This is a genomic window from Kitasatospora sp. NPDC036934, from assembly GCF_055608425.1.
Map to the genome: position 1 here is coordinate 60,070 of NZ_JBVJQR010000015.1, position 21,666 is coordinate 81,735.

General features: G+C 72.8%; 15 protein-coding genes and 2 tRNA genes. 11 read left to right on the forward strand and 6 right to left on the reverse strand.

All coding sequences use genetic code 11. The features are described 5' to 3' along the window. Positions 1–566: 566 nt before the first annotated feature. Complete coding sequence (locus tag ACZ7BZ_RS23550) at positions 567–2,270, reverse strand: ABC transporter family substrate-binding protein (RefSeq protein ID WP_470360019.1); 1,704 nt, start codon at positions 2,268–2,270, stop codon at positions 567–569. 326 nt (positions 2,271–2,596) lie between these two features. Between ACZ7BZ_RS23550 and ACZ7BZ_RS23555 the strand changes: the two genes are divergently transcribed. From ACZ7BZ_RS23555 to ACZ7BZ_RS23570, 4 genes are all read left to right on the forward strand, one after another. Further along, positions 2,597–3,577 (forward strand): ABC transporter permease, encoded by a 981-nt coding sequence (locus tag ACZ7BZ_RS23555; RefSeq protein ID WP_380461236.1) that lies wholly within the window; start codon positions 2,597–2,599, stop codon positions 3,575–3,577. A gap of 16 nt (positions 3,578–3,593) precedes the next feature. After that, a complete protein-coding gene (locus ACZ7BZ_RS23560) occupies positions 3,594–4,556 on the forward strand; it encodes an ABC transporter permease (protein WP_470360020.1) in 963 nt (320 codons plus the stop codon). Then, positions 4,553–6,610 carry an ABC transporter ATP-binding protein gene (locus ACZ7BZ_RS23565; RefSeq protein ID WP_470360021.1) on the forward strand — a complete coding sequence of 686 codons (2,058 nt, stop codon included), beginning with the start codon at positions 4,553–4,555 and terminating at the stop codon, positions 6,608–6,610. The genes ACZ7BZ_RS23560 and ACZ7BZ_RS23565 overlap by 4 nt, the downstream gene beginning before the upstream one ends. 145 nt (positions 6,611–6,755) lie before the next feature. After that, positions 6,756–6,829 (forward strand) — tRNA-Lys (locus tag ACZ7BZ_RS23570). Between the two features lie 89 nt (positions 6,830–6,918). Here ACZ7BZ_RS23570 and ACZ7BZ_RS23575 read toward each other — a convergent pair. Together ACZ7BZ_RS23575 and ACZ7BZ_RS23580 are read right to left on the reverse strand one after the other, a co-directional pair. Next, positions 6,919–7,821, reverse strand: coding sequence for an alpha/beta fold hydrolase (locus tag ACZ7BZ_RS23575; RefSeq protein ID WP_470360022.1), 903 nt, complete (start codon positions 7,819–7,821; stop codon positions 6,919–6,921). Further along, the gene (locus ACZ7BZ_RS23580; protein ID WP_470360129.1) at positions 7,818–8,600 is read right to left on the reverse strand and encodes a DUF998 domain-containing protein; all 783 of its coding nucleotides are present in this window, start codon (positions 8,598–8,600) and stop codon (positions 7,818–7,820) included. The genes ACZ7BZ_RS23575 and ACZ7BZ_RS23580 overlap by 4 nt, the downstream gene beginning before the upstream one ends. Before the next feature lie 217 nt (positions 8,601–8,817). Between ACZ7BZ_RS23580 and ACZ7BZ_RS23585 the strand changes: the two genes are divergently transcribed. From ACZ7BZ_RS23585 to ACZ7BZ_RS23595, 3 genes are all read left to right on the forward strand, one after another. After that, positions 8,818–8,891, forward strand: a tRNA-Lys gene (locus ACZ7BZ_RS23585). Between the two features lie 223 nt (positions 8,892–9,114). Beyond that, on the forward strand, positions 9,115–11,523 hold the full coding sequence (locus ACZ7BZ_RS23590) for a transglycosylase domain-containing protein (protein ID WP_470360023.1): 2,409 nt from the start codon (positions 9,115–9,117) through the stop codon (positions 11,521–11,523). Positions 11,524–11,713: 190 nt separating this feature from the next. Further along, entirely contained in the window at positions 11,714–12,817 is a 1,104-nt protein-coding gene (locus ACZ7BZ_RS23595; protein ID WP_470360024.1) for an EamA family transporter, read from the forward strand. Positions 12,818–12,830: 13 nt separating this feature from the next. On the opposite strand, the gene lepB is transcribed toward ACZ7BZ_RS23595, so the two are convergent. Together lepB and ACZ7BZ_RS23605 are read right to left on the reverse strand one after the other, a co-directional pair. Continuing rightward, the gene (gene lepB / locus ACZ7BZ_RS23600; RefSeq protein WP_470360025.1) at positions 12,831–13,643 is read right to left on the reverse strand and encodes a signal peptidase I; all 813 of its coding nucleotides are present in this window, start codon (positions 13,641–13,643) and stop codon (positions 12,831–12,833) included. Positions 13,644–13,860: 217 nt separating this feature from the next. Then, complete coding sequence (locus ACZ7BZ_RS23605) at positions 13,861–14,196, reverse strand: chorismate mutase (RefSeq protein WP_380461243.1); 336 nt, start codon at positions 14,194–14,196, stop codon at positions 13,861–13,863. Between the two features lie 236 nt (positions 14,197–14,432). On the opposite strand from ACZ7BZ_RS23605, the gene ACZ7BZ_RS23610 reads away from it, so the two are divergent. Both ACZ7BZ_RS23610 and ACZ7BZ_RS23615 read left to right on the forward strand, forming a co-directional pair. Next, positions 14,433–14,858: an OsmC family protein gene (locus tag ACZ7BZ_RS23610; protein ID WP_470360026.1), complete on the forward strand. Its 426-nt coding sequence runs from the start codon at positions 14,433–14,435 to the stop codon at positions 14,856–14,858. A 494-nt stretch (positions 14,859–15,352) separates the two neighbouring features. After that, the gene (locus ACZ7BZ_RS23615; protein ID WP_470360027.1) at positions 15,353–17,407 is read left to right on the forward strand and encodes a putative bifunctional diguanylate cyclase/phosphodiesterase; all 2,055 of its coding nucleotides are present in this window, start codon (positions 15,353–15,355) and stop codon (positions 17,405–17,407) included. Between the two features lie 121 nt (positions 17,408–17,528). Here ACZ7BZ_RS23615 and ACZ7BZ_RS23620 read toward each other — a convergent pair whose 3' ends face one another. Continuing rightward, a complete protein-coding gene (locus tag ACZ7BZ_RS23620; protein ID WP_465745819.1) occupies positions 17,529–18,620 on the reverse strand; it encodes an LLM class flavin-dependent oxidoreductase in 1,092 nt (363 codons plus the stop codon). Between the two features lie 733 nt (positions 18,621–19,353). Here ACZ7BZ_RS23620 and ACZ7BZ_RS23625 point away from each other — a divergent pair. Together ACZ7BZ_RS23625 and ACZ7BZ_RS23630 are read left to right on the forward strand one after the other, a co-directional pair. Further along, complete coding sequence (locus ACZ7BZ_RS23625; RefSeq protein WP_470360130.1) at positions 19,354–19,941, forward strand: DedA family protein; 588 nt, start codon at positions 19,354–19,356, stop codon at positions 19,939–19,941. A 356-nt stretch (positions 19,942–20,297) separates the two neighbouring features. Further along, the gene (locus ACZ7BZ_RS23630) at positions 20,298–21,578 is read left to right on the forward strand and encodes a polysaccharide deacetylase family protein (RefSeq protein WP_470360028.1); all 1,281 of its coding nucleotides are present in this window, start codon (positions 20,298–20,300) and stop codon (positions 21,576–21,578) included. The last annotated feature ends 88 nt before the right edge of the window (positions 21,579–21,666 follow it).

Below are 21,666 nucleotides of genomic sequence, written 5' to 3' on the forward strand. Positions count from 1 at the left end.
CGGGGCCCGGGAGGGCCGCCGTCCCGCGCATCCTGGCAGCGGCCCGGGCCCGGCGCACGCACCGGCGCGGCGCGCGCGGCGCCGGGCACCGACCCCCGTACCGGCTCGGACACCGGCCCGTGCCGGTTCGGACACCAACGACCGGGACCGGCCCCGTACCGGCCCGGGCGCCGTATTCGCGCACCGATCCGCCCCCGTGCGACAACTCCGTTCGAGCCCTGGCGCGATGCCCGCTTATGCCCCTTTTCTCCTTACCGTCAGCGAGAGTTGACGCTTCGGTGCGCGAAGTGGGTGACAGCACGGCGGGTTTCCGGGCGCGCCTGCGCGCTGCGCCGCGACCGGCCGGGACACCCCGCTAGATTCGTCCCCGGTTGGAAGCGAGCGCGGGCCCCTGCGGGGCCCCACGACACGGGCGGCCTGCGGGCAACGCGGAAGGTCAAGGCCGGTGGCAGGACAGCGGGGGCGGCGGAGCCGGCCCACGCGTGTCCGCACCACCGGCCTCGTGATCACCGCGCTGCTCGCCAGCGCCTGCCGTGCGGTCGCCCTCGCCGCCTCGGCGGCACGGGCTACTTCTCCCAGCCGACCTTGCTGTAGTCCTCGCTCCCGAGGCCGAAGGCACCGTAGTTGGCGAGTCCCTTGCGGACCGCCGCCACGACCGGCCGCTGGTAGAGCTCGACGGTGTGGCCGAGCTCCCAGATCTTCGCGTCCGCCTGGTTGTAGAGCTTCGCGGCCTCCGCCGGGTCGACCGTTCCGGCCGCCTTCTTCAACAGGTCGTCGATCTCCTGGCTGCCGAGGCGCGAGGGGTTCTGGAAGGAGTTGTCGCCCACCGGCAGGCGGAAGTTGGCCAGGCTCTTGGAGTTCGGGAACGAGTCCGTGTTGCGCCAGCTCGCGAGGTCGAACTTGCCCGGGGTGATGTACTTGGAGAAGAAGTCGTTGGCGGCCACCTTGTCCAGGTCGACCTTGACCCCGGCCTGCTGCCACATCGCCGCCGCCGCGGTGGCGAGGTCGAGCTGGGCCTGCGCGGTGCCGTCGCTGAGCACCCAGTGGAGCTCCAGCGGCTTCCCGTCCTTGGTCCGCGGCTGACCGCTGCCGGACTCCTTCCAACCGGCCTCGTCCAGCAGCTTCTTGGCCGCGGCGAGGTCGAACGTGGCCCAGTCGCCGGAGTTGTCCTGGTAGCCGGCCTGGTTGGGCATGATGATGTGGTTGCCGAGCGGCTTGAAGGTCACCGGCACCCCGTTGTTGGCGATCTTGATCAGCGCCGAGCGGTCGAGCGCCCTGCCGAGCGCCTGGCGGACCTTCTGGTCCGCCAGCGCACCGTTCCCGCCGAACGAGATGTGCACCTCGTCCCACGGGCTGGCGGCCCGGATCACGGTGTCCTTGGCGTCCTTGAGCTGGCCGTACGCGGCGGCGGTGCCTGCCGAGGCGAGGTCGATCTCGTTGTTGAGATAGGCCTGGATGCTCGCCGACTTGTCCATCACCCGGAAGGTGATCTTGTCCAGCTTGGGCTTGGTCCCCCACCAGGCCGGGTCCGGGACCAGGCTGAGGGTCTGCGCGGTCTTGTCCGCCGTCCCGATCCTGAACGCGCCCGCGGTGATCGGGATCCGCTCCACCCAGGCCTTGTTGAAGTCGTCCGGGGTGGAGATGCCCGCCGCCGGGATCAGCGGGCGGAACAGGTTCTGCCAGTCCGCGTACGGCTGGGCGAAGGTGACCTTCACCTCGGACGGGTCGGCGCCCTGCTCGACCGCGGAGATCAGCTCGTAGCCGGACGGATCGGCGATGTTGTACGCCGGGTCCTTGCCGTTGCTGGTCTGCCAGTCCGCCTTGAAGTCCAGGTAGCTGAGCGGCTTGCCGTCCGACCACTTGGCCTTGGGGTTCAGCTTGTACGTGACCACCTGCGGCGAGGTGGAGGTGACCTTGGCGTCCACCAGGTAGTTCGGGTTCGGCTGGAAGGTGCCGGAGGCGTCGGTGCCGAACAGCGTCGGCTCCAGCGCCCGGATGAGGTCCACCGTGTCGGTGTAGGAGCCGCCGTCGACCTGGAGCGGGTTCCACTGGGTGATCCACTGGTCCAGCTGGAAGCGCACCTCGCCGCCGTCCTTGACCTGGTCCAGCGGCTTGGCGTTGATGTCCTGGGAGTCCTGTCTCGGGGGTTCGCCCTTGGCCACGTCACCGGCCGAGCCACCGCCGGAGGTGCACGCGGTGAGCGCCAGTGCGACGGCGACGGCGAGGGCGGCCGACCGGCCGAGGCGACGGGCCGTACGGGAAGCGTCCATGAGGGTCCCCCTGGGATCGGTGGCAGGAGTTGGGTCGCGGGAGGCATGACCGGGCTTGAGCGTGGGCACTCAATCCGGCACCGAGCCAGAGGAACGTAACAGCGGATCAGATCCGCCACCAGGGGGAGGAACGCACACCTGATCCAGCCGTCACGCGGCGCAATCCCGGCGCAACACCGCGGCCGCACCACGGTGCTTCACTCTGACCTGCGCGTTCCCGACAGCCCTCCCCACCCTGCCGACCGACGCCCCGACCGGGCCCCGACCGAAGGCCACCAGCCGATGCCCACCAGACGCGTCGCCGCCCCCGCCCCGGGCGGCCGCTGATGCTCCGCTACCTGGCGAAGCGGTTGAGCTACTACGCGGCGCTGCTGATCGCCGCCGTGTTCCTGGCGTACGCGATCTCCGCGAGCGCCCTGCAGCCGCGCACGTACTTCGACGCCAAGGTGCCGCGCCCGTCCGCCGAATCGGTCGAGCGCCAACTCACCGCGCTCAACCTGAACGACCGCACCCCGGTCGTCGAGCGCTTCGGCCACTGGGCCGGCGGCCTGCTCCACGGCGACCTCGGCCGGACCATCCACGACACCCCGGTCACCGACGACTTCGGCCGCCGGGTCTGGGTCTCGCTGCGGCTGCTGCTGATCGGCAGCCTGCTCGGCACCGTCCTGGGCGTCGCCGCCGGGGCGTGGAGCGCGGTGCGCCAGTACCGGATCTCCGACCGGCTGCTCACCGTGGTGTCCTTCGTGCTGCTCTCCACCCCGGTCTTCCTGGTCGCGCTGTTCCTCAAGAACGGCGCGATCGCCGCCAAGGACGCGGCCGGCCACGAGGTCGTCCCGTTCACCGGCTACGAGACCCCCGGACTGACCGGCGGCCTCGGCACCCACCTCGGCGACTGGGCCCTGCACCTGCTGCTGCCCACCGTCTCACTCGCCCTCGGCGGCCTCGCCACCTACAGCCGCTACCAGCGCGGCACCATGCTCGACGTGCTGGGCTCCGACTACCTGCGCACCGCCGAGGCCAAGGGCCTCACCCGCCGCCGGGCCCTGCTCAAGCACGGGCTGCGCACCGCCGTGATCCCGATGTCGACCATGTTCGCGTACAGCTTCCTGGCCATCTTCACCGGCGCGATCTTCACCGAGACGATCTTCGGCTGGCACGGCATGGGCGAGTGGCTGATCCAGTCGATCAACGAACAGGACGTCAACTCGGTGGTGGCGATCAACCTGTTCACCGCCGTCGTCGTGCTCGCCTCAGGCTTCCTGGCCGACACCCTGCACGCCGCCCTCGACCCGCGCGTGCGGGTCTGACCGGAGGTGAGCTGAGATGACCGTCGTCGCCGAGTCGGCCGACCCCGACTCCCCCGCCGGCGTCCCGGCCGGCACCCCCGGACGACCGCCGCGGGCCACCGGCCGCGGCCGGCTCGTACTGGCCCGGCTGCGCGCCGCCCGGGGCGCCGTCGCCGGGGCCGTGCTGATCCTGCTGCTGTTCGCACTCGCCTTCGGCGGCCCGTACCTGACGCCCTGGGACTACGCCGCCCCCGACTTCACCGCGCTGCACCAACCCCCGTCCGCCGAGCACTGGTTCGGCACCAACGGGGTCGGCCAGGACGTGTTCGCCCAGACCGTCCGGGGGCTGCAGAAGTCACTGATCATCGGCCTGCTGGTGGCCCTGTTCTCCACCGTGTTGGCCTCCCTGGTCGGCGCCTGCGCCGGCTACTTCGGCGGCTGGACCGACCGGGCGCTGATGTTCCTGGTCGACCTGATGCTGGTCTTCCCCAGCTTCCTGATCATCACCGTGGTCTCGCCCCGGCTGCGCAGCAGCGGCTGGATCGCCTTCGTGCTGCTGCTCGCCCTGTTCAACTGGATGATCACCGCCCGGGTGGTCCGCTCGATGACCGTCTCCCTGCGCGAGCGCGAATTCGTGCGCGCCGCAAGGTTCATGGGCGTCCGGCCGCTGCGGATCATCAGCCGGCACATCCTGCCGAACGTCGCCTCCTTCCTCATCGTCGACGCCACCATCGCGGTCGGCGGCGCGGTGATGAGCGAGACCGCGCTCTCCTACTTCGGCTTCGGCGTCCGGCCGCCGGACGTCTCGCTCGGCACCCTGCTCGCCACCGGGACGAGCGAAGCCCCGGTGTTCCCCTGGATGTTCTACTTCGCGGCCGGGCTGCTGGTGCTGTTCGTACTCGCCGTCAACCTGGTCGGGGACGGGCTGCGCGACGCCCTGGACCCCACCGCCCAGGGCGCGCCCCGGCGTTCCCGCCGCCCCCGGAGGAAGCAGAAGTGACCACCGCCGTCGAAACCCCGTTGCTCGCCGTCCGGGACCTGTCGGTGGACTTCGCCGGCCCGCACGGCCCGGTGCCCGCCGTACGCGGGGTGGACCTCACCCTGCGGCGCGGCGAGACCCTCGGCATCGTCGGCGAGTCCGGCTCCGGGAAGTCCGTCACCGCGCTGTCCGTGCTCGGGCTGCTGCCGGGCACCGCCCGGATCTCCGGCTCGGTGCGGCTCGACGGCCGGGAGCTGGTCGGCCTGCCCGGCAGGGAGCTCGCCGCGATCCGCGGCCGCAAGGTCGCCATGGTGTTCCAGGACCCGCTGTCCGCCTTCACCCCGGTCTACCGGATCGGCGACCAGATCGCCGAGGCCGTCCGGGTGCACCAGCCGGTCGACCGGGCCACCGCCCGCCGCCGGGCCGCCGAACTCCTCGACCTGGTCGGCATCCCGGCGCCCGACCGGGCCCTGGACAGCTTTCCGCACGAGTTCTCCGGCGGCATGCGCCAGCGCGCGATGATCGCCATGGCCATCGCCAACGAGCCCGACATCCTGCTCGCCGACGAACCCACCACCGCCCTGGACGTCACCATTCAGGCCCAGGTGCTCGACGTGCTGCGCACCGCCCGGCGGGAGACCGGCGCGGCCCTCGTCCTGGTCAGCCACGACCTCGGGGTGATCGCCGGCGCCGCCGACCGGGTCGCCGTGATGTACGCGGGCCGGGTGGTCGAGACCACCGGGGTGGACGAGCTGTTCGCGGCCCCGCGCCACCCGTACACCCTCGGACTGATCGGCGCGCTGCCCCGACTGGACGGTGGCGGCGGCCCGCTGGTGCCGATCCCCGGCGCCCCGGCGCCGATGGCCGAACTGCCGCCCGGCTGCCCCTTCGCCTCCCGCTGCCCGCTGGCCGAGGCGCGCTGCTCGGCGACGGAGCCCCCGTTGAGCGGGGACGACGGGCACCTGGCCGCCTGTGTGCGCTCGGCCGAGCTGGCCGAGCGGCGGCCCGCGCCGAGCGAGGTGTACCCGGTGCCGGAACTGCCGTCCGGGCCGGCGACCGGGGACCGCTCCGAGCGGGCGCCGGTACTGGCGGTCAGCGGGCTCGGAAAAACGTTTCCGCTGCTCAAGGGCGCGGTTTTCAAGCGCAAGGTCGGCGAGGTCTACGCGGTGGACGGCGTCGACCTCGACCTGCGGGAGGGCGAGACCCTCGGCCTGGTCGGGGAATCCGGCTCCGGCAAGTCCACCACCCTGTTCGAACTGCTGAGACTGGGCGCCCCGGAGACCGGCCGGATCGAACTCCTCGGCCACGACACCGCCCGGCTCACCCGGGCCGAGGCCCAGCGGCTCCGGGCCGAGCTGCAGATCGTCTTCCAGGACCCGATGGCCAGCCTCGACCCCCGGATGCCGATCGGCGACATCGTCGCCGAGCCGCTGCGCGCCCAGCACGCCCCGCGCGAGGAGATCGCCCGCCGGGTGCCCGAACTGCTGCACCAGGTCGGCCTCGACCCGGACCACGCGGTCCGCTACCCGCACCAGTTCTCCGGCGGGCAGCGCCAGCGCGTCTCCATCGCCCGGGCCCTGGCCGTCCGACCGAAGCTGCTGGTGCTGGACGAACCGGTCTCCGCCCTGGACGTCTCGATCCAGGCCGGGGTGCTCAACCTGCTGCAGTCGCTCAAAGCCGAGCTCGGGCTGTCCTACCTGTTCGTGTCGCACGACCTCTCGGTGATCCGGCACCTCGCCGACCGGGTCAGCGTGATGTACCTCGGACGGACGGTCGAGCAGGGCGAGGTGTCCGCCGTCTTCGACCGTCCCCGCCACCCGTACACCCGGGCCCTGCTCTCCGCCGTCCCGCTGCCGGACCCCGCCGCCGAACGCGCCCGCGACCGCATCCTGCTCGCCGGGGACCCGCCCTCCCCCACCGAGCGCCGCACCGGCTGCCCGTTCCGCACCCGCTGCCCGCTCTACGCCGGGCTCGCGGACCCGACGGCGCGGGCGCGGTGCGAGCAGGAGCGGCCGACGCTAGACGGCGACCGGACGGCGGCCGACCACCAGGCCGCCTGCCACCACCCGGCCTGACGGGGAGGGAACGACCGGCGGGGAGGGAACGACCGGCGGGGAGGGAACGACCGGCGGGGAGGACGACGCACGTTACGCCGGGTGATCGGCCGAATACGATTCGGCGGATCGGTCCGGTGCCGTGTACTGTCTTCCACGTCAGCAAGCGCCGCTAGCTCAGTTGGTTAGAGCAGCTGACTCTTAATCAGCGGGTCCGGGGTTCGAGTCCCTGGCGGCGCACATGGCAAGGTCTCAGGCCGTCCACTCCGGTGGGCGGCCTGAGGCGTTTCTCCGAGCGACTGCCGTCCCCCGGGGCGGCGGGCGACGTCTCAGTGGGTGTCGAGGACGGCGGAGGCCACCGCGTCCGGGCGGTCGAACATCACCAGGTGCCCGGCCGGTGCCGTGATCCGGAAGTCGGCCCCGAGCAGCGCCGCGAGCTCCCGCTGCCCGGCCAGCCAGGACTCGGTGCGGCCGTTCCGGCAGCCGTCGTCGGCGGCCAGCACGGTGACCGGCAGCTCCTCGGACAGCGGCCGGGTACGCCGCAGCCCGTCCAGCTCGGCGGCCACGTCGAGGTAGCGCCCGTTCTCCCGGAGCAGCGCGCGCAGCGCCCGGCCGGTGCGGTAGCAGTGCCGGACCAGCGGCGCCGGGGCGAGGTCCTCGCGGCGGACGGTGGACAGCCGGGCGGTCACCCGGCGCGCGGTCGGGCCGAACAGGTACGGCACCGCGAGGGCGGTCGCGGCGCCGGCCGCCGCCCGGGCCGCGAGGTCCCGTACGACCGGCGCCGGGTACGGGCGGGCCCCCGGTTCCACGCTGCCGTCGACCAGGACCAGTCCGGCGGCCCGCTCCGGGTGCAGCCGGGCGAAGGCCTCCACGTGGAAGCCGGCCAGCGAGTGGCCGACCACGGTGCAGGGCCCGTCCAGCCCGAGGCCGTCCAGCACCGCGCGGATCCGCCCGGCCTCGCCGGCCAGCGTCGGGGCGGGCCGCCGCCCGGTGGCCGGTTCGGCGGCACTGAGCCCGTAGCCGGGCCGGTCGAAGCGGACGACGGTGCGGTACGGGGTGAGGAAGGGGACGACGAGGTCCCAGTCGAACCAGCTGCTGCCGAGGCCGCCGGTGAGCAGGCAGACCGGACCGCTGCCCTCGGTGCGGACGTGCAGCGGGACACCGTCGATGCGCAGGAAGCGCGCCCGGATCGCGGGGGTGTCAGGGGTCGCCGGGGTCTCGGGGGTGGTCATGCCCGCCTCCGGTCGAGGGCCGGGCCGCCCGAGTCGCCCGTGCGGGCCGGGCCGCTGGGGCGGGCTGTGCGGTCCGGGCGGGCAGAGCGGGCGACGGCCACGGCGAGGACTCCCAGCCAGAGCGCGACGAGCAGCACCTGGAGCCGCTGCCCGGCGCCGAGCGCCCAGGTGCCCCGCCCGGCCTGGAAGGCGGCGATCGCCCCGAGGCTCCAGCCGGTGGCCAGCAGTTCCGCGCCGAGCAGCCAGGGCCCGAGCCTGCGTACGGCCGGCCAGCGGTGGTGCCGACGAGCGGCGACGGTGAGCGCGACCAGTCCGGTGAGCGCACCGAGCATGGCGAGGCTGCTGGTGACGGCGTGCGCGGTATGGGTGGCCGGGACCAGCCCGGCGGTCTCCCGGGCGGCGCACATCTCGTCACTGGTGGGAGCGCAGCTGAGCGGCAGCCGGGAGTCGGCGGCGGTCGCGGCGCCGAACAGCGCCAGGGCGGACCAGCCGGCCAGCACCCAGCGATCGCCGCGGCCGGGGACGCCGGGATCGCGGCCAGGGACGCCGGGATGGGGGTCGGAGACGCCGGGGTGCCGGGCCTGCCCGGTGACGAGGGCGATGACGGCGGCGGCGAGCACGCAGAGTCCGGCGGCCAGGTCGGTGGCGCGGAAGAGGCCGCCCAGCGGCTGGTCCTCGGCGGCGAGTTCGCTGATGTACGCCTGCACCGGGTCGAGTCCGGTGCTCAGCACCACCTCCAGCACCCACGCGGTGTAGGCCACGGTGCTGAGCAGCAGCAGGGCGGCGACCGCCGTCCGTGCGCGGTCGGACCGCTTCCGGGGGTGGGGGCGTCGGGAGTGGGGGGCGAGGTGTCCGGGCTGGGAGCTGGGCACGCTTCCACCCTAACCGGGCAAGAACTCCACCCCAACCGGGAGGAAACGGGCGCCCGGGGCATCAGCGGGGCGGGCATGGTTCGAGGCACTCCCCGGAACCGTGTATTGTTTTCCGGGTCAGCAAGCGCCGCTAGCTCAGTTGGTTAGAGCAGCTGACTCTTAATCAGCGGGTCCGGGGTTCGAGTCCCTGGCGGCGCACAGACAGTTGGGGAGCCTCTCGCAGCAGCGAGGGGCTCCCCGATTTTTTGGCCCTTGATGTCCGTTTTATGTGTGATGTCGGTCTCGATTGCCGTTCCGGTGGAGCCATTGGGCCCACCCGGCTCGTCCAGGGCAGTAAACCGGAATCGGGACAAAGGTCCCTAACCACCGATGTCCCCGTCTGTGCAGGCTGGCCCGGTCCGCCCGCAGGAAAGGCCGCGCCTTGTTCCGAAACGCCCAGAGCGGCCGGCAGCCGATCGGCCTCCGGCCGGTCAAACGGCTCAAGCGCTCCACCACCCCACCAGGCGGCAAGAAGCCGCGCCGCCCCAAGCGCACCGGCTGGCGCCGGCTGATACCCACCTGGCGGATGACGCTGCTCGGCCTCGCCTCGGCGCTGCTGCTGGGCGTCGGCCTGTTCGCGCTGGGGGTCGCGCTGGTGAAGGTCCCGGACGCGCACGCCGCCGCGACCGCCCAGAGCAACACCTGGCTCTACTCCGACGGCTCGGTGATCACCCGCACCGGCCAGACCAACCGGCAGAACGTCGGCCTGGACAAGGTCTCCCCCGCCGCCCAGCACGCGGCACTGGCCGCCGAGGACCGCAACTTCTACAACGAGGGCGCCGTCAACGTGCAGGGCCTGGTCCGGGCCGCCCTCAACACCGCCAAGGGCGAGGGCACCCAGGGCGGCTCCACCATCACCCAGCAGTACGTGAAGAACACCTACCTGGACCAGAAGCAGTCGATCACCCGCAAGGTGAAGGAACTCTTCATCTCCATCAAGGTGGACGCCACCGAGAGCAAGGACGACGTCCTCTCCGGCTACCTGAACACCTCCTACTACGGGCGCGGCGCCTACGGCATCCAGGCCGCCGCCCAGGCGTACTTCGGCGTCGACGCCTCCGCGCTCAATCCGGCCCAGGGCGCCTACCTGGCCACCCTGCTGAACGCCCCGAGCGCCTACGACGTGGCCACCGCGACCCCGGCGGGCAAGCAGAACGCCGTCAACCGCTGGAACTACGTCATGGACGGCATGGTCAAGGAGGGCTGGCTCTCCGCCGACGAGCGGGCCAAGACCACCTTCCCGGACGTCAAGGACCCGCAGCCCAACCCGGGCCTGTCCGGCCAGTCCGGCTACCTGGTGGACGCAGCCACCCAGTACCTCACCTCGAACAACGTCATCAGCGAGACCGAGCTGGCCAAGGGCGGCTACACGATCAAGCTGAGCATCGACCCGAGCCGCCAGCAGGCCCTCCAGGACTCCGTCCAGGCGCAGCTGCACGACACCCTGAACCCGGACAAGCGGAAGAAGGACGCGGCCGCCCAGGCCGGTGCCGTCTCGGTGGACCCGAAGACCGGCGCGGTCGTCGCCCTCTACGGCGGCGTCGACTACGTGAAGCACTACGTCGACAACGCCACCCGGCGCGACTACCAGGCCGGCTCGACCTTCAAGGCGATCGCGCTGGCCGCCGCCTTCGAGAACAACGCCAAGACCCAGGACGGCCGGACCATCACCCCGCGCACCGTCTACGACGGCACCAGCGGCCGCAAGGTCCGCGGCGGCAAGGGCACCCCGTACGCGCCGCCGAACGAGGGGGACAGGAGCTACGGCCAGATCACCCTTCAGCAGGCCATCGACTGGTCGGTCAACTCGGCCTTCGCCCAGCTCGCGCAGGACACCGGTCTGCAGAAGGTCAAGGACACCGGCGTCGCACTGGGCCTGCCCGGCAGCACCCCGGGGCTGGACCCGGTGCCCTCCATCCCGCTGGGCGCGGCCACCCCGAGCGTGCTCGACATGGCCGGCGTCTACGCCACGCTGGACAACGGCGGCAAGCAGATCACCCCGTGGCTGGTGCAGTCGGTGGACCAGGCGGGCGAGGCCGTGCAGCTGCCCGCGCACAAGACCACCCAGGCGATCAGCACGGACACCGCCAACCGGGTCACCTCGATGCTCCAGGGCGTGGTGAGCGACCCGGGCGGCACCGGCTTCCGAGCCCAGGCGCTGGGTCGCCCGGTGGCGGGCAAGACCGGCACCACCGACGACCAGAAGTCCGTCTGGTTCGTCGGCTACACCCCCGAGCTGGTCACCTCGGTGGCCCTGTTCGGCCAGGACCCGGGCACCGGCGCCCAGGTCAGCCTGAGCGGCGTCGGCGGGATCAACGGCGCGGCGGGCGGCCAGTTCCCGGCGCAGATCTGGACCAGCTACATGAAGGCCGCGCTCAAGGGCCAGCCGGTCAGCGACTTCCCGACCCCGGCGGACGGCGGCGACTCCGGCGCCACCGACCTGCCGACCGCCCCGAGCACGCCGAGCGGCACCCCGTCGACCGGCAGCGCCACGCCGAGCGCCGGCACCGGTACCGGCACCGGCACCGGGCAGGGCGACACCTCCGGCGCGGGCTCGTCCGGCGGCTCGGGTTCGGGTTCCGGCTCCGGTTCCGGTTCCGGCGGCACCGGGCCGACCACGGACCCGACCGGGCAGCCCACCACCCAGCCCACCTCGCGGCCCACCGGCCGGCCGACCACCCGGCCGACGCCGACCACCCAGCCCACCACGGGCCCGACCGGCCAGCCGACCACCCAGCCCACCGGCGGGACGGACGCGATCTCGGGGGCGGGAGCCAGGACCGGGAACTGACCGGCTCCGGGCCGCACCGCCCTCACACCGACGCCCGTCGGCCACCGACCTCGCTCGGTGGCCGACGGGCGTCGGTGTCTCGACGCGCTGGCGGGTTGAGGTGAGGGCGCCTTTACGGACAGTTGGAACCAGGACCGAATGACGAAATGGCGCCTTACCGAAGCGTCGATATGACTGTCAGAATGCGCCAGTGCACAGATCAACGGCCTCGCCCACCCTCCCACCAGGCCGAACCCTCGGCCTCGGCCTCGCGCTGGTGTCCGCCTTCGCGTTCGGCGGCTCCGGCACCGCGGCCAAGCCGCTGATCGAGGCCGGGCTCTCCCCCATGCACGTGGTGTGGCTCCGGGTCGCCGGCGCGGCCGTGGCCCTACTCCCGATCGCTTACCGGCACCGGGACGCCGTCCTGCGCCGCCCCGGCCTGATGCTCGGCTTCGGCCTGCTCGCCGTGGCCGGCGTCCAGGCCTGCTACTTCGCCGCGATCTCCCGCATCCCGGTCGGCGTCGCCCTGCTCATCGAGTACCTCGGGCCGCCGCTGCTGATCGGCTACGTCAAGTTCGTGCAGCGCAAGCCGATCACCCGGGGCGCTGCCATCGGCGCCGGCGTCGCGGTGGCCGGGCTGGCCTGCGTGGTGGAGGTCTGGAACGGCTTGAGCTTCGACGCGCTGGGCGTGCTGTTCGGCCTCGGCTCGGCCTTCTGCCAGGTCGGCTACTTCCTGCTCGCCGACGCCGGCCGCCGGGGCGAGCGCCCGGTCGACCCGCTGGCCGTCAGCGCGTTCGGGCTGCTGATCGGCGCCGTGCTGCTCACCGTCCTCACCCGGCCCTGGCAGGCCGACTGGAGCCTGCTCGGCGGGTCCGTGGTGATGAACGGGCACAGCCTGCCCGCGCTGATCCCGGCCGCCTGGATGGTGCTGATCGCGACCGTGCTCGCCTACCTCACCGGCGTCATCTCCGTCGGCTACCTCTCGCCTCCGGTCGCCGGGGTGGTGGCCAACCTGGAGGCGGTCGTCGCCACCGTGCTGGCCTGGGTCCTGCTCGGCGAACACCTGGGGCTGCCCCAGGTCACGGGCGGTCTGCTGGTGCTGGCGGGCGCGGTCGCCGCGCAGACCAGCAAGCCGCCGGCGGTGGAGGCGGTTGCGGAGGACGGCGGTGGCGGAGCGGTCACCGTAGCCGGTTCCGCTCCCGTCACCGGTTCCGCTCCCGTCACCGCCGCGGGGGCGACGGGCCTGGGGGCAACGGCCTCCGGGGCGATGACCTCGGGTGCGACGGCCTCCGGAGCCGCGGGCGCGGACCTCTAGTCCGGCGGCCGGGTCAGCGGCCGGTCCAGCCGAACCAGTCGAAGTGACCGATCGGCCACACCACGGCCGACACCGGGCCGACCACGTTGCCCACCGGCACTGCGCCGCCGCCCGGGCCCTGCCGGTGCCAGCGGGAGTCCGCCGAGTCGCTCCGGTGGTCGCCCTCGACCCAGATGTAGCCCGAGGGCACCGTCACCGGGCCGAAGTCCATGCCCGCGCAGGAGTCGTCACCGGGGTGCAGGTACGGCTCGTCGACCTTCTTGCCGTTGACGGTCAGTGTGGTGCCGGCGCACTGCACGGTCTGCCCGCCGGTCGCGATGACCCGCTTGACCAGGTAGTTGTCGTCCTTCGGCGGCACCAGCCCGACGAAGCTCAGCACCGAGCTCACCGCGTTGGTGAACGGGTTCGAGTCGACCGGCTGCGGCGGCAGCCAGTTCCCCGGGTCCTTGAACACCACCGGCTGCCCCGGATCCGGCTCCCAGCCGGTCAGCGGCGCGAGCTTGTTCACGCCGACCCGGTCGCCGACCCGCAGGGTGTTCTCCATCGAGCCGGACGGGATGGTGAAGACCTGGAACAGGCAGGTCTTGATCAGCAGCGCGACCACCAGCCCGACGACCACCATCACCGGCAGCTCGATCCACCACGGCCGGGGCCGACGCCCCGCCCGGCGGGCCTTGCGACCACGCGGACCGCCGGCCCGACGGCGGGCCTCGGCACGGCCACCGGGCGCGTCCTGGTCGTTCCCGGCGACCGGTACGGCCGGCAGGGCTGACCCGGCGGGTTCGCTGGGAGCTCCGCTGGGCGTTTCGGGCAGGTTCACCGCCATCGTCGCTGCTCCACCTCTCCGGCTGGGGAAACCTGCACGCTACGCCAACCGGGGAGCCGCACGAAATCCGGGACTTAGCCCCTCCCGACATCACCGGACTGCGGGCCGCCGCCGGAGGGCGGCCCCGGTCGCCGTCGGTTCACGCCGGCCGGGAGGCTGCCGCTGCGGGCGGACCGGGGTCCTCGCCGGCCCCGGTCCGCCCGCAGCGGTGGCGCGTTCAGGCGCGGGCGATGGCCTCGTGGTGGCGGATGACCTCGGCGATGATGAAGGTCAGGAACTTCTCCGCGAAGACCGGGTCGAGCTTGGCCCCGGCGGCCAGCTCCCGCAGCCGCTTGATCTGGTCGCGCTCCCTGGCCGGGTCGGCCGGCGGCAGCTTGTGCTCGGCCTTGAGCCGACCGACCCGCTGGGTCGCCTTGAAGCGCTCGGCCAGCATGTGGACCACCGCGGCGTCGATGTTGTCGATGCTCTCGCGCAGGCTGGTCAGCTCCGCCCGTACCGCGTCGTCGATCCCCTCGGGCACGCCGGCGTCGGGGGTCGTGGGCTGGTCCGTCATCGGGGTGGCTCCCGGTGTCTGGGGTGGGCGCCCGACCGTACGGCGGCCGGGCTCGGGCCCCGGCAAATCTAACAGGGCCCCCGCGCCGGACTGCCACCGTTCGGGGGAACCGTCCGGCATCCGGACAGCCGACGGACCGTCCGCCGCCCCGCTCCGCGACGGGGCTGCCCGTAGGGTGGTGCGTGCATGACCGGAAGTGACGACTCAGCAGTCCCTCAGCACTGGAGGAACCGATCGTGGCAACCACCCGCACCGCCCGCACCGCCTGGGAGGGCGACCTCCTGCACGGCAAGGGGCAGGTGACCTTCGCCTCCTCCGGGATCGGCGAGTACCCCGTCTCCTGGCCGGCCCGCGCCGAGGAGCCCAACGGCAAGACCAGCCCCGAGGAACTCATCGCGGCCGCCCACTCCGCCTGCTTCTCGATGGCCCTCTCGCACGGCCTCACCGGCGCCGGGACCCCGCCCACCAGCCTGGACACCCAGGCCGACGTCACCTTCCAGCCCGGCACCGGTATCACCGGCATCCACCTGACCGTCACCGGCGAGGTGCCCGGGCTGGACGAGGCCGGCTTCGTCCGCGCCGCCGAGGACGCCAAGGCCAACTGCCCGGTCAGCCGGGCCCTGACCGGCACCACCATCACCCTCACGGCCAAGCTGGCCTGACCACCGCCCCGGCCCGGCCGGGGCGCACCCCGGTCCCGCCCCCGGCGCGCAAGCGGCGCCCGGGGGCGCGACTTCGGCGCACGCGCCCCCGACGCACCTCAGGTGAGGTGTACCGGGGGCGTCCGAACGTTCCGCCATGCATGATCACAAACAGGGCGAATCACCCTGCCGGCGGTCACCGCGCGTTGCCGTCGCGGCCTATGATCGGCCGAAGCGCCCTGTTCTCCACCCGGGTCCCCGCGCGACAACGCCCCACGGCGGGCGCCCCGCAGCGGACCGGCCCCGAGGCCCCGACAGAGTGCGGAGCCGGCCACCGGAATCCCGATCGGCCAGGCGGACCATCGTCAAGTGTCAGCAGCGGACGGGAGCATGCCGTGCCGGGCCAGAACGAGGGGGCCGACGCACACCACCCAGGCGTGCGACACGAGGAATCGTCACACCACCGCCACCTCGCAGCGCCGGCCGCCTCCCCCGCCGCGGCTACGGCCACCGCCATGGCTACGGCTACGGCCTGCGGCACCCTGGAGGACCCGGGGGTGCTGCTCTGCCCGACCTGCTCGGCCCCGCTGGCGGACGGCCCGCACTCCGGTGCCGTCGACGCCCCCGACGGGCCGGGCGGCGGCCCCGACCGGCTGCTGGCGGCGCTCCGGGCCAGTGAGTCCCGGTTCCGCGCCGCCTTCTGCGATGCCGTCATCGGCATGGCGCTGATCGACCCCGAGGACCGGATCATCGAGGTCAACCCCGCCTTCGCCGCCCTGATCGGCCGCGACGTCGGCGACCTGGCCCGCACCCACCTGCACGAGATCATCGACCCGGAGGGCCTGCCGCACCGGCTCTTCGCCGGGCTCGTCCACGGCGGGCGGGAACGGTTCCGGGTGGAGAAGCAGCTGCGGCACCGCGAGGGCCACACGGTCTGGAGCAAGGTGACCGTCTCGCTGATCCGGGACCCTGCCGGGCAGCCGCTCTACACCCTCGCGCTGGTCGAGGACCTCACCGAGCAGCGCCGGCTCGGCGACCGCCTGGAGTACCAGGCCCTGCACGACCCGCTGACCAGGCTGCCCAACCGGACCTTCTTCTTCGAACGGCTCGACGCCGCCTGCCTGCCGGGTACCGGGGACCAGCGCACGGCTCCCGAGTCGGTGGCGGCGGTGGCTGCGCCGGTCGCGGCGAACGGACGGCGGGTGGGCGTCTGCTACCTGGACCTGGACGGCTTCGCCGCGATCAACGAGACCCTCGGCCACCACGTCGGCGACCAGCTGCTGATCGCCGTCGCCGCCCGGCTGCGGAGCGGTTGCTCCGGACCGGACGCCCACCTGGTGGCCCGGATGGGCGGCGACGAGTTCGCCGTCCTGGTCAGCGACAGCACCGACAGCGCGCAGCTGACCGCGCTGGCCGACCGGATCCTGGAGGTGCTGGAACGTCCCTTCGACATCGCCGGACACCGGCTGGTGATCACCGCCAGCGTCGGCGTCGTCGAACGGTCGGTGCACGAGACCACCCCGACCGACCTGGTCAAGGACGCCGACGCCACGCTCTACTGGTCCAAGGCCGACGGCCGTGCCCGCTGGACCCTCTACGACCCGGACCGCGGCGCCCACCAGCTCACCCGCCAGCGCCTCGCCACCGCGCTGCGGCCGGCCCTGGAGCGCGGCGAGTTCACCATCGAGTACCAACCGCTGGTCGGCCTGGCCGACGGCACGGTGCACGGCGCCGAGGCGCTGGTCCGCTGGCGCCACCCGCGGTACGGGACGCTCTCCCCCGACCGCTTCATCCCGCTCGCCGAGGAGTCCGGCGCCATCGTCCCGCTCGGCAAGTGGGTACTGGAGGAGTCCTGCCGACAGGCCCGGCAGTGGCTCACCGAGTTCCCGGACACCGAGACCTTTGTCAGCGTCAACCTGGCGGCCCGCCAGATCTGGGACTCCGACGTGGTCGCCGACGTCGCCCGGGCCCTCGAACGCACCGGCCTGCCCGCCCGGCTGCTCCAGCTGGAGATCACCGAGAGCGCCCTGCTCGGCCCCGGCGGCCGACCGCTGCAGGCCCTGCAGGCGCTCGCCGACATGGGCGTGCGGATCGCGATCGACGACTTCGGCACCGGCTACTCCAACCTGGCCTACCTCTCCCGGCTGCCGGTGCACGTCCTGAAGCTCGACGGGACGTTCATCGAGGGCTTCCGCGACCCGGCGCCGGTCGCCGCCGCGGACACGGCGGCGACGGACCGGCCTGGCGGGTCCGGCGGGTCGGACCGGTCGGGCGGGTCAGACCGGTCGGGCGGGTCGGGCGGGTCGGGCGGACCTGACCGGCCGGCCCTTCCGGCACTCCGCTCCCGGCGCAGCGACGCGGACGAGCAGATCGTCGGCGCGATGGTGCAGCTGGCCCACACCCTCGGCCTGACCGTCACCGCCGAGGGCATCGAGAGCGCCGCCCAGGCCGAGCGGCTCCGGCTCACCGGCTGCGACACCGCCCAGGGCTGGTACTTCGCCCGGCCCGGCGAGGCCGAACTGGTCGCGGCCATACTCCGGGAGGGCCGCCCCGCCCCGACCGGCCGTTGAGGCAGGCGGGGCGGGAGCGGGAAGTGCGAGCCGGAAGTGGAAGCGGGAGCATCGGCGCTCGGCAGTCGTCGTCCGGCTGTGGCGGTCAGACGCTGGCGGTCAGGCCTTGGCGGTCAGACCGTCAGGCCGTGGCGGCAAGGCCGTACGCCTCGGCGATCAGGCCGTAGGAACGGAGCCGGGCCTCGTGGCCGTGAATGTGCGAGGTGACCATCAGCTCGTCCACCCCGGTCCGCTTGCGCAGGGCCTCCAGCCCGTCCGCGACCTGGCCCGGGGCGCCCAGCACCACGTTGTCGAGCCAGCTGTCGATGAAGTCCGCCTCGACCGGGCTGTACGGGTAGTCCTCCGCCTCCTCCGGGGTGGGGATCGGACCGGGGTTGCCGCGCCGCAGCCGGAGCATGCCGAGGGCCGCGGAACGGGCGAGCCGGCGGGCGGCGCTCTCGTCGTCGGCGGCGACGGCGCTCACGCCGATCAGCGCGTACGGCTCGTCGAGCACGGCGGAGGGGCGGAAGGATGCCCGGTACAGGTCCAGGGCCGGGACGGTGTTGGCGCTGCTGAAGTGGTGGGCGAAGGCGAACGGCAGGCCGAGCCGGCCGGCCAGCTGGGCGCTGAAGCCGGAGGACCCGAGCAGCCAGACCGGCGGGCGGCCCTCGCCCTTGGGCACGGCGGTCAGCCGCTCGTACGGGTGGCCGGAGGGGAAGTCGCCGTCCAGGAAGTGGGTCAGTTCGGAAAGTTGCAACGGGAAGTCGTCCGCGCCCTCGCTGACGCCACGGCGCAGCGCGCGGGCGGTGGCGGGGTCGGTGCCGGGGGCGCGGCCGAGCCCGAGGTCGATCCGGCCCGGGTGCAGGGCCTCCAGCAGACCGAACTGCTCGGCGATGGCCAGCGGTGCGTGGTTGGGGAGCATGACGCCGCCGGAGCCGAGCCGGAGCGTCGTGGTGTGGGCCCCGAGGTGGGCGAGCAGGACGGCCGGGGTCGAGCTGGCCACTCCGGGCATGCCGTGGTGCTCGGCGACCCAGAAGCGGTGGTACCCCCACTGCTCGGCCCGGCGGGCCAGCTCGGTGGTGGCGGCCAGGGCCTCGCTGGGCGTGTAGCCGACGCCGACGGTGGCCAGGTCGAGGATCGAGAGCGGAGCGGGGGCCGTGCCGCGGGCGGTGCCCCGGATCGCCTCGCTGGCCCCCGGCCCGGTTCCGTGCTCCTGCTGGTCCTCGGTGGTCATGCCGTCCGCCCTCCTGGCTGTGGTGGTCCGGCTCTCCTGCGAGCCGGGCCGTCGTGGGCGGCCGCGCGGTCCTCGGAGGCCCGGCGGTCGCTGCTGCCGAGGGACGTCAACCACCGCCACGGGCCCACTGTTCCCGTGCCGGGCGCTCGATGCAGGAGCGATCCCGGTGAGTTCCGGGTGCGTTCCGAGCGCGGTTCGACTGCCGACCGGATGAGATTCGCGTGAGTTTCCGCTGCATCGCGGCCGGTTAAGCACCGGTCGGCCGACCGACCGTTCGGATGACTCAGAGCCAGCGAGCGGACACGGATGGCGACTTCACGCCAGGGTCGGAAGTCGCCAGCCGCAGCGCTCGCGATCGGCCGCGAGCATCGGGCAGGCTGGCGATCAGGAGCTGGATCACCGAGCGGATCCGCGTTCCGTCAGCAAGGTCGCCGGGCTGGACCAGCACCGGACGATCCCTGCGAGCCCTCGGCGCGGCACCCCGCCCCGGGGGCTCGTTCCGTTTCCGGTACTCCTTCCCCGCCCTCACCCGCCGGCCCGTCGCGGCCGAACCCAGTGCCCCGTCCGCCCGCGGGTGGGCCGTGCGGCGCGACCGAACCCTGAAGCCGAGGCCCCTGGTGTGACCTCCGCCGCCCCGGGGTGCTTCATGAGATGAAAAGTCGAGGCGCTAGCGTTGGCCTCAGAGCCACCTGCTCCACCAGGGCGGCGTGGAGGGAGTAAGGCCTTGAACTTCGTGGCGGCGATCGGATCCTCGTGGATCTGCGCCCTTGCGCTCTTCGCCGTACTCGGCGACGCGCTACTCCCCTTCATCCCGAGCGGAACGCTGGTCATCCTGGCCGTACTCAAGACGGCTCAGATCAACGGCGCTCCGATACTGCTCGGCCTGGGCGTGGCGGTGGCCTCCTTCCTCGGCGACCTCCTGTTGCTGCACCTCGCACGGCGCGGCGCCCCGGTGCTGCAGCGCAGGCTGGCCCAGCGTCCGAAACTGGCGGCCAGCGTCGCCAGGGTCCAGCAGTCACTGGTCGAGCGCCCGCACGGCGGGGCGGCCGCGATGGTCGTGGTCGCACGGTTCGTTCCGGCCGGGCGAACCGTCCTGGACCTGGCCATCGGCCATTCCCCCGCCCATCCGCACCGCTTCCTGCACTGGTCGGCGCTGGCAGCGCTGGTCTGGGCCGCCTACATCGTGACGCTGGGCTGGCTGAACAGCCACTGGTTCAACACGGCCTGGCTGAGTCTGGCCGTGTCCTGCGCGGCGGCGACCGCCGTCAGCACCGCGATCGCGCGAATAGTGCGTCGCAACCGGCGGCTGGCCGCGCTCTGACCGGCCCCGGACGGTCGGCGCGATCCGGCCACGGGGCTCCGTCAGGAGCACAATTTTCCCTTACAGGCGATGGCCCGTACCGAGCACTGACGAACTCTGACCAAGCGGGACAGAGCGGCGGTACCGTACTCCCCTGACGCCGTGCGGTGCGAAGCGTCACAGGACCGCAACAGACGACGAATCCCTGCAGCCGGGCCCGGCGTTCCCCGCGTGTTGACTGTCGTCGGAGCCGGGCGACCTTGGAAACCGCCGCGGCGGCATGACATGCTAACGGCGGAATATTCATCAATTGCCCGATTTGACCGGTACGGCCCCGGGCCGCCCTCACCACCGGTCATCGGCACCCAGGGGAGACCATGACCAGCATCTCGCGCAGGACGGTGCTCAGTGCAACCGCGGCGACCGCAGCCCTCGGCGCGGTCTCGGCCTGTTCCAGCGGCGGATCCGGTTCGGGGCAGAACTCCACCTCACCTTCCTCCGGCGGCAGTGGGAACTCCGGCCAGTCCGGCACCACCGACCCGACCCAGGCCGTAGTGCCCAAGGGCAGCCCGATCGGCGACGGCTCCAACGCAGACACCGGCCCGCAGCCGAACCAGCCCAAGCCCGAGAAGCTCAAGCCCGGCGAGCGCCCGCCGCAGTTCGTGGTGTTCTCCTGGGACGGCGCGGGCGGCACCGACGACGGCCAGTTCCCCCGCTTCCTCAAGCTGGCGGAGCAGTACAAGGCCACGATGACCTTCTTCCTCTCCGGCATCTACGCCCTGCCCAAGGGCAAGTCCCAGATGTACCACCCGCCGAAGCACGCGGTCGGCGCCTCCGACATCCCATATCTGTCGGACGGCGCGGTCAAGAGCACCCTCAAGCTCGTCAGCCAGGCCTGGCTGGCCGGACACGAGATCGGCACCCACTTCAACGGGCACTTCTGCTCCAGCCGTCCGGACAAGAACGGGGTCAACATGTGGACCCCGGAGGACTGGCAGAGCGAGATCGACCAGGCGATCTCCTTCGTCACCCAGTGGCGGACCAACACCGGCTTCACCGACGTCGACCCGCTGCCCTTCGACTACAAGAAGGAGCTCATCGGCGGCCGCACCCCGTGCCTGGAGGGCCAGAAGGCGCTGCTGCCGACCATCGCCAAGCTGGGCTGGAAGTACGACGCCAGCTCCTCCGGTGGTCTTCAGATATGGCCGCAGAAGGTGCAGGACGGCAAGATCTGGGACTTCCCGCTGCAGTCCATTCCCTTCCCCGGGCACACCTTCCAGGTGCTGTCGATGGACTACAACATCCTGGCCAACCAGTCCAGCGGCAGCACCAAGGGCGACCCGTCCAAGTACAACGACTGGCGGACCCAGGCCACCAACTCCTACCTGGCCGGCTTCGAACGCGCCTACAACAGCAACCGCGCACCGTTCTTCGTCGGCAACCACTTCGAGCAGTGGAACGGCGGCATCTACATGGACGCCGTCGAAGAGGCCCTCAAGGCCATCGCCGGCAAGCCCGAGGTCCGGCTGGTCTCGTTCAAGCAGCTGGTCGAATGGCTGGAGGTGCAGGACCAGTCGACCCTGCGCAAGCTGCGCACCCTCAACGTCGGCCAGGCGCCGGCGGGCGGGTGGGAAGGCTTCCTCGGCGCGGCGGGCTGACCCGCCCGGGGCGGACCGGACTCGACAGGGCCGGACCGGGCCGGACCGGCGGGGCTGGACCGGGACCGGGACCGACGGGATCGGGGCG